This window comes from Thalassolituus oleivorans MIL-1, assembly GCF_000355675.1.
Lineage (GTDB): Bacteria > Pseudomonadota > Gammaproteobacteria > Pseudomonadales > Oceanobacteraceae > Thalassolituus > Thalassolituus oleivorans.
The window spans coordinates 2,899,946-2,915,485 of sequence record NC_020888.1; the positions used below are offsets into that span (position 1 = coordinate 2,899,946).

Annotated in this window: 11 protein-coding genes; 9 read left to right on the forward strand and 2 right to left on the reverse strand. The window is 45.1% G+C overall.

From position 1 onward, the window contains the following. Positions 1–57: 57 nt before the first annotated feature. Together TOL_RS13295 and TOL_RS13300 are read right to left on the reverse strand one after the other, a co-directional pair. Positions 58–2,427, reverse strand: coding sequence for a type I restriction-modification system subunit M (locus TOL_RS13295; RefSeq protein ID WP_015487866.1), 2,370 nt, complete (start codon positions 2,425–2,427; stop codon positions 58–60). 309 nt (positions 2,428–2,736) lie between these two features. Then, positions 2,737–4,641, reverse strand: coding sequence for a sensor domain-containing diguanylate cyclase (locus TOL_RS13300; protein ID WP_041588504.1), 1,905 nt, complete (start codon positions 4,639–4,641; stop codon positions 2,737–2,739). A gap of 580 nt (positions 4,642–5,221) precedes the next feature. Between TOL_RS13300 and TOL_RS18475 the strand changes: the two genes are divergently transcribed. From TOL_RS18475 to TOL_RS13345, 9 genes are all read left to right on the forward strand, one after another. Next, positions 5,222–6,955 (forward strand): sensor domain-containing diguanylate cyclase, encoded by a 1,734-nt coding sequence (locus TOL_RS18475; protein ID WP_158505924.1) that lies wholly within the window; start codon positions 5,222–5,224, stop codon positions 6,953–6,955. A gap of 174 nt (positions 6,956–7,129) precedes the next feature. Next, complete coding sequence (locus TOL_RS13310) at positions 7,130–8,914, forward strand: sensor domain-containing diguanylate cyclase (protein ID WP_015487870.1); 1,785 nt, start codon at positions 7,130–7,132, stop codon at positions 8,912–8,914. Positions 8,915–8,986: 72 nt separating this feature from the next. Continuing rightward, positions 8,987–9,661, forward strand: coding sequence for a MotA/TolQ/ExbB proton channel family protein (locus tag TOL_RS13315; protein WP_015487871.1), 675 nt, complete (start codon positions 8,987–8,989; stop codon positions 9,659–9,661). Then, complete coding sequence (locus tag TOL_RS13320) at positions 9,658–10,095, forward strand: ExbD/TolR family protein (protein ID WP_041588505.1); 438 nt, start codon at positions 9,658–9,660, stop codon at positions 10,093–10,095. Before TOL_RS13315 ends, TOL_RS13320 begins: the two co-directional genes overlap by 4 nt. After that, on the forward strand, positions 10,085–10,525 hold the full coding sequence (locus TOL_RS13325; RefSeq protein ID WP_015487873.1) for an ExbD/TolR family protein: 441 nt from the start codon (positions 10,085–10,087) through the stop codon (positions 10,523–10,525). The genes TOL_RS13320 and TOL_RS13325 overlap by 11 nt, the downstream gene beginning before the upstream one ends. Further along, on the forward strand, positions 10,522–11,313 hold the full coding sequence (locus TOL_RS13330; RefSeq protein ID WP_015487874.1) for a TonB family protein: 792 nt from the start codon (positions 10,522–10,524) through the stop codon (positions 11,311–11,313). The genes TOL_RS13325 and TOL_RS13330 overlap by 4 nt, the downstream gene beginning before the upstream one ends. Positions 11,314–11,315: 2 nt before the next feature. After that, positions 11,316–13,646 carry a TonB-dependent receptor gene (locus TOL_RS13335; protein WP_015487875.1) on the forward strand — a complete coding sequence of 777 codons (2,331 nt, stop codon included), beginning with the start codon at positions 11,316–11,318 and terminating at the stop codon, positions 13,644–13,646. A gap of 76 nt (positions 13,647–13,722) precedes the next feature. Then, positions 13,723–14,838 (forward strand): alpha-hydroxy acid oxidase, encoded by a 1,116-nt coding sequence (locus tag TOL_RS13340; protein ID WP_015487876.1) that lies wholly within the window; start codon positions 13,723–13,725, stop codon positions 14,836–14,838. A 17-nt stretch (positions 14,839–14,855) separates the two neighbouring features. After that, on the forward strand, positions 14,856–15,536 hold the full coding sequence (locus TOL_RS13345) for a Fe2+-dependent dioxygenase (RefSeq protein ID WP_015487877.1): 681 nt from the start codon (positions 14,856–14,858) through the stop codon (positions 15,534–15,536). Positions 15,537–15,540: the final 4 nt, after the last annotated feature.

The following is a 15,540-nucleotide window of genomic DNA, read 5'->3' on the forward strand; positions in this document are numbered from 1 at the left end:
CCCTTGTTGTAAAGTCGATTTCGCGGAAATAACATAGGGTATCGCGGTGAAGAACCATCAGGAGTGCACCTCCCGCAATAATTCCATTATCTCTGCACTCACCGCATCCAAATCCGCGTCGATCTCGGCCAAATCCCTTGGCGGTTGATACTGATAAAAATGGCGATTAAACGGAATTTCATAACCCACTATGCCGACCTGCTGATCTTTCGCATCGATTTTGCTGGCGTCTATCCAGGCATCCGGCACATGGGGTTGTACCTCTTTAATAAAATAGGCTTCGTTTAATGCATTAACTGTTTGTGTTGGGTCTAGGCTTACGTTTTCGTTATCGCGTAAATCGCCGTCAGGTTTGTATTCTACCGTCTGCTTTTTGCCATCACGCTCTACTTCAAATAAACCATAAAGCGGGTTCGCTTTTGCTTTGTGAATCTTTTTGATGACTTTTTCTGCCGCTGGATTCTTCCAACTTACCGCGTCGGTGATCGCCTTTTTTTCTTTCGCGTCGAGTTTAATATTCAGCGTTTTGCAGGCTTTATTCAGCACCGCATCATAGCCATTCATATCATCGCACTGTTCAGTGCCGATGATGGATTGGAGCGACTTGCCCAATAAAAAGGTTTGTAGGCAATCGAGCCAGAGCTTGCTGTCGAGCAGGTCTTTTATTTGCTTCTCTTTTAGCTCGCTGTAATGGCTTTTGAGGTAGGCGCGTATTTCTACTGCGTGTTCTGTTAGCTGGCCATACCCTTCACCTTGAACCTCATCAGTCCAAGGATCTCCGTAGGTTTCGTAAATCCATTTCATTGGCGCATTTAACGGCTTGTTGGCAAACCGCAGCTCAGCAAGGCGCTCGTCGCTAAACTGATAGCTTTCGCGCAGTGGGCGCTCGATGGTAATACGGCGATAGCCAAATTCGTGGTTGGCAAAAATTTTACTGGCGAAGGTTTTAACTACCTCGGCCTTTGGATTCGCGGCTTGGCGGCCACGGCTGCTTTTCACGTCGGCGGGTTTTTCGCCCACAAAGTCCGATACTGGGCGAGCGTCCACCACCTCAAAGGCACCAAAGGTACGAATAATGGTGGCGATGTCGTCGGCGCTCATTTCGTTGCGTTTCGACCCTAACGATTTACGCATTTTGCCGCACAGGTTTACGCCGTTAATAAGTTGGACTTTGCCTTTACGTTCTTGCGATTTTTTATTCGACAGCACCCACACATAGGTGGCGATGCCGGTGTTGTAGAACATATCCGTTGGCAGAGCCACGATGGTTTCGAGTAGGTCGGCCTCTAATATGTAACGGCGAATTTCGCTTTCGCCCGAGCCTGCACCGCCAGTAAATAACGGCGAACCATTCAGAATAATACCAATGCGACCGCCGCCGTCACTGCTATCACGCAGCTTGCTGATTAAGTGCATTAAGAAGAGTAGCGAGCCGTCCGATACGCGCGGTAAGCCGGGGCCAAAACGCCCATCAAAGCCCTTAAGAGTATTTTCGTCTTTGATGGTGGACTCGATTTTTTTCCAATCGACACCAAAGGGTGGATTAGACAGCATGTAGTCAAACTTATTGGCGTAAAGCTGATCGTTAGAGAGGGTGTTGCCAAGTTTGATGTTATCGACTTCTTGCCCTTTGATCAGCATGTCGGCTTTGCAAATGGCGTAGCTTTCTGGGTTTAGCTCTTGGCCATAGGCAATCATTTTTGCGCCGCTGTTTAATTCGAGCACGTATTCCATACCTGAGGATAAAAATCCGCCGGTGCCTGCGGTGGGGTCATAGATAGTGCGGATGATGCCTTGCTTAGATAAGGCATCGTCGTCTTCCATAAATACTAAGGCCGTAGTGAGGCGCACGATGTCGCGCGGGGTGAAGTGCTCCCCGGCGGTTTCGTTTGAGCCTTCAGCAAACCGACGTATCAACTCTTCGAAGGTGAGGCCCATGTCGTGATTCGAGATGGCCTTGGGGCTTAAATCGGTGGCACGGACTTTTTGCACCACCTTGTAGAGCAAGTCTGCGTCGTTGAGCTGGCCGATGAACTCGGCAAAGTTGAAGTATTCGAATATCTCGCGCGCATCTTTCGAGAAACCTTGAATATAGCTTTCTAGGTTGGCCTTAATGCCGGCTTCGCCCAGTTTGGACAGATCCATCTTGGAGGTGTTAAAAAAGCTAAGGCCTTGGCCGTCGATTTGAGTGGCCCTAAGTATCAGTTTTTCTTGTGCTTCCTCGGGCAAGTTGAGATTTTTTACCCGCTCATATTCCGCGAGTACGGCGTCTTTGCTGGCTTCTAACACGCCTTCAAGGCGGCGTAATAAGGTAAATGGCAGAATGATGCGGCCATACTGGCTTTGTTTGAAATCGCCACGCAGTAAATCGGCGATCGACCAGCAGTAGGCGGCGAGGTTGTTCGGGGTTTGTGTTTGCTCTGACATTAGGTGTGCAGTTCCGTGGCAATGTGGCCGCTTGATGAGCCGCCTGACAAATAGCCTGTAATTTACTGCAATGTAGGGGCTAGGCCAACAGGCTTTGGCACCAGAAGTAATATAAGCATTGCTTTTTGGACTCTGGTCGATTGCCTAAAGCAGCATTCCTCAAAGGCTCTAACAAAAAAGCCCTAACACTTGCGCGCTAGGGCTTCGCCTAGATCATTTAAATATCACTCAAACATGGCATTCACTGCCGTTTGAACTTCCCCTTGAAATATTGGGTTTTCCCAAGCGGTGTTCCAATCGCCTTTGAGGTTAAAGCTTTGTAAAATCAGCCGCTTCGGCTTTTCCACTTGTAGCAATATCATCGGCCACAGTAACGCGGTTGCGGCCGTTGCGCTTGGAGGTATAGAGCGCGGCATCGCATTGAGCAATCAGGTCTTCGGGCGCTATTTCTTCTGTCGGAATTAACCCACCAACACCGAAACTGGAGGTTACTCTAAAGGCGCGTTCGTTATTGGAAATAATGGTGTTGGCGATATTTTTACGCATGTTTTCGGCAAGAGCAAAGGCTTGTTGTTGGGTAGTATCCGGCAAGATAATAACAAATTCTTCACCACCATAACGACATACAACATCTATCGGGTGATTAACCGACTGGCGCATGATACCGGCTACTTTAACAAGGCAATCATCACCACTGATATGACCATAGTCGTCATTCACCTTTTTGAAGTGGTCGATATCCAGCAATATAACGCTAATTGGGGTTTGATCGGCTATCGCATCACTCCACATTTGTGGAAAGATATCGTTAAAGTATCTGCGATTGCGTACCTTGGTTAAGCCATCGTTAATGGATAATTCGGCCAGCGAACGATTCTCGGTTTCTAACTGAGCCAAGATATTCGATAAGTCTCGGGTACGTTGTTTTACTTGTAGCTCTAGATCCGCTTTTGCAGCACTTTCAGATTCCAATAAGCGCTCTTGTGTATGACGTAAATCACGTTCTTTTTTATTGAGCTGATGCAAAAACTCCAAGCGTTCCTTTCGGTCTCGGGCTGCACGATAGGCCATCATAGAGGAGAATACGGCCGCTTCGATTAATGTTCCTATATGCCAACCGTAACTGGTGATGAAATTAACCGGAACCAAGTTCCATACTTTCATTCCATACACTATTGCACCGGCAACACCCGTCCCCCAAGCCAGTAGAAATGATCTAACACCTGGACGCCCACGCAGAATAAAATTACTGACGACCGATGCATAAAAAACACCAACCAAAATAGACGTAAGAGTTGTCAATTTAATGGCGTAATAAGAAGGCAAAATAAAGCACAAAACTAAGGAAAGCAGCATAATTCCGGTTAGAGCTTTCGCCATTTTATAAGCTTTAGGAGCGTATTTACGTAGCTTTAAATATGACGCGGCAAACACTGTAAATATAGTCATTGAGATACTTAAAATATAAGGAATGATATCTCGACTTATGAATAACGAATCAATACCGAAAAGGGTATGTGGCATACCTTCCAATACGGCAAAGAAAAGAAAATGATAACTCACCATAAATAAACTGTAATAGAGCTGCTCGCGGTCTCTTAACAGCAAGGTCATGAAAAATGCAAATAAGATATTGGTAACGACCAAACCAAAATAAAAAACAATATTAACGGCATACTGAAATGCCTGCCGTTCGAGCGCTGGTGTCGTCGTCAGATAAATCGGTAGTGCAATAGAATTGTCACTATCGACACTAAGATAATAGGTTTCGGTGCTATGCGCTTTAATGACCAACGGCATAACAAAATAGGAAGCCGGAATATGGAGTGCTTGGTCGAATTCATTTGCGTAAAACCGACCAAGGGTATAGAGCGGAGTCGTCGTGCTGTCATTATATAGATACAGACGATCGATTAAGGGATAACGAATATTTAAAATACGTTCAATATCATGATCAGAGGCGTTTGAAAGTTCAAACTTGAGCCATACCCGCTGCTGGGTGTACCCAAAGTTAAGCGCTTCATACTCTCCCGCTACAAAATCAGCATTACGTACATAATCTGTTAACCCCGAATCATCCCGTTCAAGGCGCACGGTATCGACATATTGCCCTAACGCTAAGTTATCGCTCAGCCTATCGACCTCAATCCTAGTAGCGGCGATAGAAGTGGTCGACATCATCCATACAACCAACATTGTGAGTAAGTAGCGCATTAAAATTCCAAGTCGTCGCTATAACGTCGCCCTCTTTAGTACAAAAGGCAGAAAGGCTCTAAGTATAGTTGAGGAATTAACGCCGAACCGGAAGCATCGCACACTTTACTCAAGCCATTCCTAATGCTGCCTATCGTTGCTTTTGTGCCGTTCGTGACACAGCTCACAGGTAGTAAGTAAAGGGAAAGTAAGCCCGAATTTAACTCCGCAGAATGTGACTTAATGTGCATTATTACGCCAATACATGGCATATTCTATAAGTACACAAGATGCGCCATTGAAGTTAGATTTTTTCTCTGATCGTGATCTTACTTTACCTATGTCCAGTTACAAATACTTACCTAGATCGCTCGATACACTACAGAAAACAGTGGCTCTACTGATTAAACTAGGTTTGTAATAAGAATAATAATAGTGATCGACAACAAGACATTATACGCCAATGCATAGAGCAAGAATTAGAGTTGATCCCGCTGCTAGCCACTGGGTGAACGAATACACAAAAGTTAGACTTCAGTTCATTTTTGGGCTGTTGCTCGTTCTGGCCTGCCAATTGGTGGGAGCATCACCCGTAGCTGCCGTGACAGATATTGCGGCGGTTGATACACGCCTCAACTTAATCCCTACTTTGCGCTATACCGCTGCGTCACCTGAGCAAACCTTGGCCGACATTCAATCCCTAAGTGATGAAGACTGGCAAGTATCAAAGCAAGAGCATCGTAACTTCGGGCATAGCCAACGCGTGATTTGGTTCCATACCCAAATCATTAAGAACCATCTTCTCTCTACACCCATATTTCTAAGAGTAAACTACCCCCACCACGACTATATCGATCTTTATTTACAGCATGGCGAGCAAAATATTGGTCACTTTGAAGGTGGAGATGAACGCACATTTGCAAGCCGTCCCGTAGATCACCGTACATTTTTAGCGCCGGTCAAAATTCCAATGGGTGAGGTGGTGGATGTCTATCTACGCATAGAGACTCAAGGGCCTATGATGGTTCCAATTGAGTTACTCACTCAAGTGGAAGCGGTAAAGGATGAGTCAGTATTACTTTTATTCGTTGGCTTATACTTCGGCGTGATTATTATCATGCTGGTCTACAATGCATTTATTTATACTTCGCTGCGCGACAGCACTTACCTCTACTACCTCATGTACATGGCTGCAGTAGCAGCGCAGCAGTTCACCTTATTTGGTTTTGGCTTCCAGTACCTTTGGAAAAATCCTGAAATATTGAGTAATAACTTTATGATTATGCTCACCTCAGGGTTAATGGAAACCTCTGCCGTATTATTTGTTATAAAGTTTATTCGCTTACGACGTATGCGATCACGGCTCGACCGTTTTGCTGGATACTCCTTACTGGCATGTTGCGTCAGCATGCTATTTGCAAGCTTCTTTATGAGCTTTTCGACCTTTATTTCCGTCGTCAATATAGTCGGGTTGGTTGGCGTTGGTTGCGGACTATACATTGGGGTTAAAGGCTGGCTTATGGGTTTCAAAGCGGCACGGCTATTTGCTACCGCTTGGTTAATCTACTTAATGTTTATCGGCTGGTACTTACTTGACCTAATGGCTGTGATTGATTCCACCACCTATGGAAACTATGCCATAGCAATAGGCTCTGTTATTGAGCTATCGCTATTATCTTTCGCCTTTGCTGACCGCATGAATCAAGAGAAAGAATTGCGCCTACATACCCAAGCCACATTAATTAATGTGCAGCGGGCCATGAATGAAGATCTTGATCATAAAGTAAAGCAACGCACCAAAGCACTAGAACAAGCGAATCGTAAATTAGAATATCTCAGTACCACGGATGGCCTAACAGGGCTGTTTAATCGACGTCATTTTGATCAAGAGTACGAACGTCTCTACAAAGAGTCGATTAAAAACAAACAATCACTCGCAGTACTCATGATAGATGTCGATCACTTCAAACGTCTAAATGACGAATATGGCCATGTATTCGGTGATCGCTGCTTAATTCGTGCGGGAGAATTAATCCGTCAGGCATTAAATTCTCCGCCAGACATTTGTGCACGTTACGGCGGCGAAGAATTTATCGTTGTTCTTCCAAACGTGAAATACAACCAAGCAAAACAGGTAGCCGAATCACTGCGCCACGCCTTTGCCAATACAATTGTCAGAGATGGTCGAGTGGCTGCTAGCATGACCGTTAGCATAGGCTTAGCCTTTACCATGCCGACCAACATAAACCAACACGAAGCGTTGCTCAAAGACGCTGATAACTATCTTTATCAAGCTAAGGAGAATGGCCGCAATCAGGTTGTCGAAACATATTGAATACCAGAACGCGGATACCTCTCATAAGCTCGAAACAGGATTGACACTACACCACTCTCAACTATCGTTACATGGCACTAGATCAAAAGGAATGCCGATATCCGCCCTCATGATGACAAGTCTAATCGACGCCAAGTAGTAGCGTCATTTTGGCAACTATTCCGCTCGCTAATAATGAGCGTGGTCATTCTCTGCTTAAGTATTAATGCCCACAGCACCGAAGTACTCGATATATCCAATATCAAAGACAAAATTGATCTGTTATCCCATCTCGAATACCACACAATCGCCGAGAATGACGATATCTACGCCCAAACAGAGTTAGCCGATGAGAGATGGCTAGCACCGCAAGGTGTTAAAGGTAACTTAGGTCATTCTGACAACCCCGCATGGTTCAGAATAACCCTAACAGGGCTGGATAAACTCAAAGAACAAACTTACATTCGTCTGAATTATCCTCATCACGACTACATTGACGTTTACTATTTACAACAAGATAACGTCATAAAACACTTTCAAGGCGGAGATCAAAGAATATTCTCTGAGCGGCCAATTGATTTACGAATTTATCTTTTTCCGATAACAGCTACAGCGGCCAATCCGGCAAGTATTGATGTATACATTCGAGTCGCTTCCCCTGGGCCTCTTATGATGCCCTTGGATATCATCACCTATCCGAAAGCGGCGGATGATGAGCGATCCATGTATTTATGGGGAGGTGCTTACTTCGGCATCATGGCCATCATGTTGATTTACAATACCTTCATCTGGGTTGCCACGAGGGATTTCACTTACTTTCTATACCTTGTCTACCTAACCGCAGCAGGCGCACTACAGTTTGCTTTATTTGGCTTCGGATTTAAGTATCTATGGCCTGATAATCCTGGCTTTAACAATGAAGTGATTATATTTCTAACACCATTTATGCAACTCACCGCGGTTATTTTCGTATTGAAATTTGTCGATATAGAAAATACGGGAACAAAATTAGATAAGGCAATTGGCGTCACTCTCTTTATTTTAGTCACCTTATTAACAATAGTTAGTCTGTCACTACCTTACGCCACCGTCTTAACCTTAGGTCATATTATTGGCTTAAGTGCGGTCACCGCCGGTATTTACATAGGCATCAAGGGCTGGATGAGAGGCGTAAAAGCTGCCCGAATTTTTACAATTGCTTGGCTCGCCAATTTGATTTTTATTGCATGGTATCTATTCGATATTACGGGAATGGTAAATGCCACAGTGATTGGTGGGCAAGGTATTGCCATTGGCTCTATTGTTGAGCTTGCTTTATTGTCTATTGCTTTCGCCGACAAGATCAACCAAGAAAAAGAATTACGTATTTCTACTCAGCAAGAATTGTTAGAAGTTCAGCTTGATACCAATATAAAACTAGACAACAAAGTACGTGAGAGAACTCAAGAATTAGAGGCTGTGAATGAACAGTTGGCACGGTTAAGCATTACCGATCCACTAACCAGCCTTTATAACCGCCGCCATTTCGATAAAGTTTACATCGATAACTACTACGAAGCCTTTCGATACAAAAAGTCGATCGCGATTTTGATGATAGATATTGATCACTTTAAACGTCTAAATGATCTCAATGGCCATGCCTTTGGCGACCTATGTTTAATAAAAGCGGCACAACTCATACGCGGCAATATTCACCGCCCTACCGATCTAGTTGCACGCTACGGTGGCGAAGAATTCATTGTCATGCTGCCCGATACCGTCATCACCGATGCGCTTAATATTGCCGAAAGTATACGTAAAGCATTCGTATCGACGATAGTATCCGAGGGCCGACATTCCGAAGCCATGACGGTTAGTATCGGAGTACATGCCGAAATACCTATCGACAGAGAGAATTGGGAAAAGCTGTTAAAAGACGCCGACGACCTGCTATATCAAGCTAAGAACAATGGCCGCAACCAGGTTGCAATCGCTTCATAATATTTACGAATGCTATTGATATAGATTCTCATTAGCATTAGTATGCATTCCAGTTAGCTCGGGAGGCATACTATGATCACATTACTTAATTTCATTGATTCTATCGGCGGCCCAGTGGTTGCCATTCTCATTCTATTCTCGATCGCTGCCACCACTCTAATTCTGCTCAAGTTGGCAGCAACGCTTGTGCAATTGCCCGCACGCAATAGCACGCCAAAGCGCTTGCTGGCTCACTTGCAAATGGGGGAACTGAAACAATTACGTCTACTTGCACAGCGTCAACGCAACCCGCATAGCCAGCTTATCGGCGATGCCGTAGAGCTACTTCAAGAGCAAACTCTGTCGAAAAACGATACCCAATCCGAAGTTATCCGCAAAGCTCGTGATGTGGCACATGCATACAGTAACTACCTACGCCCGCTTGAGGTCATCGCTACGTTAGCACCCCTACTCGGTCTATTTGGCACGGTACTCGGCATGATTGAAGCGTTTAAGGCAATGGAACTTGCCGGCGCTCAAGTTGATCCGGCGGTTCTATCTGGTGGTATTTGGCAAGCTTTACTGACCACAGCGGTTGGTCTTGGTGTGGCGATTCCCGTATCACTTATTCACAGCCTATTTGAACGTCGAGCAGAGCAACAAGTACATAATTTGCAGGATGATATTGGCCAAGTATTCACCTACTTCGCCCGTCACACAGCCAGCGAAACCGCTACAACTTCTGTGAGTCAGCGTAGCGCGTCATGAATAATATGTTTTCTTTAAGTACCTCAGCGCGGCGTGCTAGACCGATTAGCTTAACCGCGCTCATTGATGTGGTATTTATTTTACTCATGTTTTTTATGCTGACATCGAGTTTTAGTCAGTGGCAGATGCTTGACCTAACCATACCGAGTACGCATCAAGCTGCTAAGGACGATGTACCGCCGGTAATTATTGTATACAGCGATGATATCGGATTACTTACGGACACGCTAAAACGACCTATTAATATAAGCGATTTACCGATGCAACTCACAGGCGAAGCGTTAACTAAACCTATCATTTTAAGCGCTGAAGAGGCTGTATCACTCAGTCAAATAATTGCAACGTACGAACAGTTAAAACAACTCGGTTTTAACACTATTCATACTAGTCAGGCGATCAAAAGCACGACCCAAGGTGATGAAAATGAAGGTTAACTTAGCGCCATCCGAAACATCTGCGAGGGATCTTTCATTATTTTCGTTTACCAACAGTAAGCAGCAATCCGACGACAATATGATTCCACTGATTAATATTGTGTTTTTATTGCTTATATTTTTTATGGTAGCAGGGCAAATAAAAGCTCAGCCCAACAAAGAAATTGAATTACCTAAGAGCACGCAACTAACAACCGCCGATGCCTTGCCCATGCGCTTAGAGTTGCACGCTAATGGTGAACTCAAGCTCAATGGTGAAACCGTTCTGCCATCGCAACTAACCAGCTTAGTTAGCGACAACGCAACTGCCAAGATTGCACTTTTTGCCGATGGTAGAGCAACTGCCAAGCAGCTGGATATTTTACTAAACGCCTTGGGTGACAGTAGCAATATCGAGATAAAGCTTTTCACTATGGCGACCCAACAATGAGTGCTTTGCGTTGGGTTTTAGCGGGTTCTACAGCGCTTATTTTGCACGGTGCCGTTTGGTATGCCATCTCGGTAAACGCCAACACATCTGAAGGTGATGCGATGGATACCGGTGAGATGGGCATCGACTTAGGCGTTGGCCAACTTGGCTCTTATGCCGATATTCAAGAGCGTTTAACACAATTAGAACGCCCGACTCCGGTCGTGAAAAAAATACCTGAAAAACCGATAGAAATTAAAAAACTTATACAAAAGAAACCCATAATCGAAGCAAAAGATTTAGCTAATAACAGCTTTAAAGTTGAAGAAATAAAACCGAAAGAAAAATCACCAGCAGAAGAAATTCCTGTTGAGCAACCAAATGATGAGAGAGAAGAAACTCTGCCAGAACCGGAAGTAAAAGCGGCACCAGTACAAGCTGCCGTTAAAGCAACGGGGAAAGCCGAGCAGAGTCAAAGCGGCGGTGTACGCGGCAGCGCAAAAAACTACAAAAACCAACTTAATCGTTGGTTAGCAAAATATAAGCGCTATCCGTCTGCGGCTAAAAAAGAAAAGCAAGAAGGCATAGTCCGTATTGCTTTCACCATGGATCGACAAGGCAATGTGCTAAATCGTCAGGTGGATACCTCTAGCGGATATCCCTACCTCGATGCCGCAGCATTAAAAATGTTCGACGACGCGAATCCTCTACCGCCGGTGCCGGATAACTTTGCACCGGGACGGATGGAGCTACCACTCGTTATGCCGATCGATTTCACGCTTATTACCAACACATCATTTGGGGACTAATCATGGATAAGAAAACAGCAAAGAGCAGCGGTAAGCTGACGCTGCGCACCACCCGACTTGCACCCGGCGCCACTACATTGAGCATAGGGTTGCCAGCATTACTATTGGGATCTCTGCCTCTTGCGAATATGGCAATGGCTGACGATACCATCATGCTTGATACCATGCAGGTTGAAGAGCGCACCGTGGATACCAATCCATACGCCGAGCCTGGCGCTCCATATAAAGCTAAAGTCTCTGGCGATAGCCGTCATGTCAAAGATATTGCTGAGACACCACAAACAATGACCGTACTGACCCAGACTCAAATTCAAGAATCTGGTCGGAGTGACCTAAAGGACATACTGGACGCGCAGCCGGGTATTACTTTAGGTACTGGAGAAAACGGTAATGCCTTCGGTGATCGCTACGTTATTCGTGGCCACGAAGCTCGTTCTGATGTGTTTGTCGATGGCCTGCGCGATCCTGGTATGACAACACGCGAGAGCTTTGCGGTAGAACAAGTTGAAATCACCAAAGGGCCAAGTTCAACGTTTGCAGGCCGTGGCTCAACAGGTGGTGCAGTGAATAGCATTACCAAACAAGCCAGCAGCGAATACGACTTCAACAAAGTGGAAGCTGGATTAGGTACGGATAATTACCGTCGTATTACTTTAGATACCAACCGAAGTATTAACGACGACTTAGCCGTACGTGCCAACGTATTACATAGCTATGAGGAGATTCCTGATCGTGATCCAAACGATAAAGAACGCAATGGTCTAGCATTATCTGGCGCTTACCAAGCGACTGATAAACTAAAAATCATCGCTGACTACTACCACTTAAGTGCGTTCGAAAATAATGATATTGGTAGTTACATTGATAGAACGACAGGAAAAGTGAATGACGATATTCCTGCCTACGCACAAAAACAGGATTTTATTAAATCTCGCGTTGATACCGTTACTTTACGTGCTGAATACGAGCTCAATGATAACCTGCGTATAGAAAACTCTATGCGTCATGGCACCACCAATAACGGCTACGTCGTTACCGGTGCTCGTGGAACTAGTCGCGATGTTACCGATCCTGCAGGTGACATAGCCACCATTTCACTAAGCACGCACCAAGGCTGGCAAGAAGTAGAATACTTTGCCAATCAATTAAACCTTTTCATTGATACTGAAATTGCTGGGATGGCTCATCAATTTGTTGTGGGTGGTGAATACTCTAAACACGATGTATTAAATGGTGTTTATAGCGTTACTAATGAAGGCGACTCTAACTGTCTGGTTTCTGGTCGCGGTGGTGTTTCCAATGGTTATTGTTTACAGGATGAAAATGGCAACTACATTGATAACATCGATACCTTAATGGGTCGTAATATCAATAAGGGTGCTGCCGACTCCGACTACCAAATTGATACCATTTCACTTTATGTTATGGACACTATTGATATCACCGATGAATTTTCCGTATTTGCTGGCGTGCGCGCTGATACCTTTGAATACAAGAATATTGTTACCGGTCGAGATGGCTCAGATACCACTTATGAATACGACGATACCCTATGGAACGGTCACATAGGCACCATGTATGACATTACCGATAACGGTAATGTTTACCTAACGTACAGTACGTCGGCCAACATTAATGGTGGTGAGTCTGATGTGGGTGGTAACTGCGGTTACGGCGGTTTGTGTTCAAGCGCAGAAAGCGTCGACAAAGCAAAACCAGAAAAAGTAGAGAATATTGAACTAGGTACCAAGTGGAACTTACTCAATGAAAAACTACTAGCAACGGCTGCCTTATTCCAAGTAACCAAAGACGACGTAATGGAAGGCACTGATTACGATACCGCAGGCACCTATAATACCGGTAAGAACCGAGTTAAAGGGGTTGAATTCTCACTAGTCGGTAACATTACCGAACGCTTGAGCACTCAGTTAGGTATGGCATTAATGAAGTCGGAAATTCTAAAAACCGCTGCAACGTCAGGTGGCGAACCTGTAGAACCTGGTGGCCGCTTAGCCAATTTTGCAAACCGTTCTGCCTTTGCTCAAGTGCGTTATCAGCTAACCGATAAATTCAGTTTTGGTGCAGCCGCGAATCATTCGAGTGAAGTGTATGTTGGCCAGCCAGACAGCACGGCCAGTGAAGATCTTCGTGTTCCGTCTTATACCATCTTTGATGCGTTCGCGAGTTATGAATTTAACGAGCAACTGAATGCCCGCGTTAACGTGGCAAACCTCACGGATAAAGATTACTACTTAACGGCCTATCGTAGTGGCGCCTTTGCCTACATTGGTGATGCACGCAATGCGCAACTAACGGTAGCCTATGAGTTTTAATTCATAAGCGATAGCAAGCGAAACACCGAGCATTCAGTGCTCGGTGTTTTTTATTTTACGATTAATACGGTGAGATATGAACCACACAGCGTCGCTCAATTATATCCCTACTGATATCGTTAGTGTGAGCGACTACGAGCGTTACGCTCGCGAGGCATTAGCTTACGATGTGCTGGAATATATCAATGCTGGCGTAGCCGACGATATTACGCTCGACCGTAATCGTATAGCGTTTGATGCAATGTCGATCTACAACCGTGTACTGAATGATTTTTCTCATAGCAGCACACAGGTTGAATTATTTTCAGGCCGTCTAAAACAAACCTTATCCCATCCAATATTATTGGCGCCCGTCGCTCATCAAACTCTGATTCATGCTGATGGCGAAATAGCCACAGCACAAGCAGCCGCCGCGCTGAATATACCTATGATTGTGAGTACACTTGCCAGTAAACGGCTAGAAGATATCGCCCAACATGCCGGGCCACACTGGTTTCAACTGTATTGGCAGCCTTGCCGAGACGCCAATCTAGAATTAATAAATCGCGCTATTGATAGCGGTTACAGCGCTATTGTTATTACTCTCGATGCACCGGTTAACGGCTTACGAAATCGCCCTCAAAGAGCCGGATTTTTATTGCCTAACGATATCAATATTAATCTCCGCGACTTGCCGCAAGCCGCCACTAAAACGTTAAATCCAAGCGATAGCATTATTCTTAACGGTTTTATGAGCGATGCACCCAACCAAAACGATTTAGTCTGGTTACGGCAGCAGGTTAAATTGCCTTTAATAGCTAAGGGAATTAGCCATCCGCAAGATGCAATCCTGTTAAAAAAGTTAGGGTTCGATGGTGTTGTGGTATCGAATCATGGTGGCCGTACACTTGATACCTTACCCGCCAGCATTGAATTACTTCCCGCTATTCGAGCTGCCGTTGGAGATGATTTCACCGTATTGTTGGATAGCGGCATTCGACGCGGCAGTGATATTTTCAAAGCCATGGCTCTGGGTGCTAACGCCGTACTGATTGGTCGCCCACAATTATGGGCATTGGCAACAGCGGGGGCACTCGGCGTCGCTCATATGCTGAAATTACTGCGTGATGAGTTTGAAATTACTATGGCATTGGCAGGCTGTAGTAACATCGAAAACATTAATGCCGAATCACTTTTTACGCGTCAAGCTTAATAATTAAGGAGCTAGACATGTTGTTGCCAATCGAAAACATCATTCGCCGCGACGATGCGTTAGCCTTACACCAAGCGCTCGAACAAGCGCCTTGGGTCGAGGGAATACGCACCGCTGGCGGTATAGCGGCGAATGTTAAAGCCAACCTGCAGCTTGATGAAACCAGTGCTCTAGCCCAGCAATTAGCTCAAGCGGTACTGGATGCAGTACGGCAACATCCTTTGTTTATTTCTGCGACGTTACCGCAAAAAATCTTTCCGCCTCGTTTTAATTGTTATCAGAATAGTGGTCATTACGGCTTGCATATTGATAGCGCCATAATGACACTGCCCGACGGTCAAGCAATGCGTACCGATATTTCCGCAACGTTATTTTTAAGTGATGCCGATGAATACGATGGCGGCGAATTGACCATAGAAACTCAATACGGTGCGCAAGAGGTGAAATTAAACGCTGGTGATTTAATCTTATATCCCTCCACCAGCTTGCATGAAGTCAAACCTGTAATCCGAGGTAAGCGCTTAGCGGCTTTCTTTTGGATACAAAGCATGGTCGCGAATGCCATTCAACGTGAGCAATTATTTGAATTAGACCAATCTATTCAGGTATTAACCCAAGACCGGGGCAGTGCCGATAATGAAGTACGACGTTTGAGTGGCCTTTACCACAACTTATTGCGCGGCTGGGCCAGCGTGTAAAAAG

What these genes read in the sequence shown, in the direction of transcription:
- TOL_RS13295 (WP_015487866.1), bottom strand. Translation starts at nt 2,427, where the DNA reads ATGTCAGAGCAAACACAAACCCCGAACAACCTCGCCGCCTACTGCTGG.
- TOL_RS13300 (WP_041588504.1), bottom strand. Translation starts at nt 4,641, where the DNA reads ATGCGCTACTTACTCACAATGTTGGTTGTATGGATGATGTCGACCACT.
- TOL_RS13310 (WP_015487870.1), top strand. Translation starts at nt 7,130, where the DNA reads ATGAGCGTGGTCATTCTCTGCTTAAGTATTAATGCCCACAGCACCGAA.
- TOL_RS13315 (WP_015487871.1), top strand. Translation starts at nt 8,987, where the DNA reads ATGATCACATTACTTAATTTCATTGATTCTATCGGCGGCCCAGTGGTT.
- TOL_RS13320 (WP_041588505.1), top strand. Translation starts at nt 9,658, where the DNA reads ATGAATAATATGTTTTCTTTAAGTACCTCAGCGCGGCGTGCTAGACCG.
- TOL_RS13325 (WP_015487873.1), top strand. Translation starts at nt 10,085, where the DNA reads ATGAAGGTTAACTTAGCGCCATCCGAAACATCTGCGAGGGATCTTTCA.
- TOL_RS13330 (WP_015487874.1), top strand. Translation starts at nt 10,522, where the DNA reads ATGAGTGCTTTGCGTTGGGTTTTAGCGGGTTCTACAGCGCTTATTTTG.
- TOL_RS13335 (WP_015487875.1), top strand. Translation starts at nt 11,316, where the DNA reads ATGGATAAGAAAACAGCAAAGAGCAGCGGTAAGCTGACGCTGCGCACC.
- TOL_RS13340 (WP_015487876.1), top strand. Translation starts at nt 13,723, where the DNA reads ATGAACCACACAGCGTCGCTCAATTATATCCCTACTGATATCGTTAGT.
- TOL_RS13345 (WP_015487877.1), top strand. Translation starts at nt 14,856, where the DNA reads ATGTTGTTGCCAATCGAAAACATCATTCGCCGCGACGATGCGTTAGCC.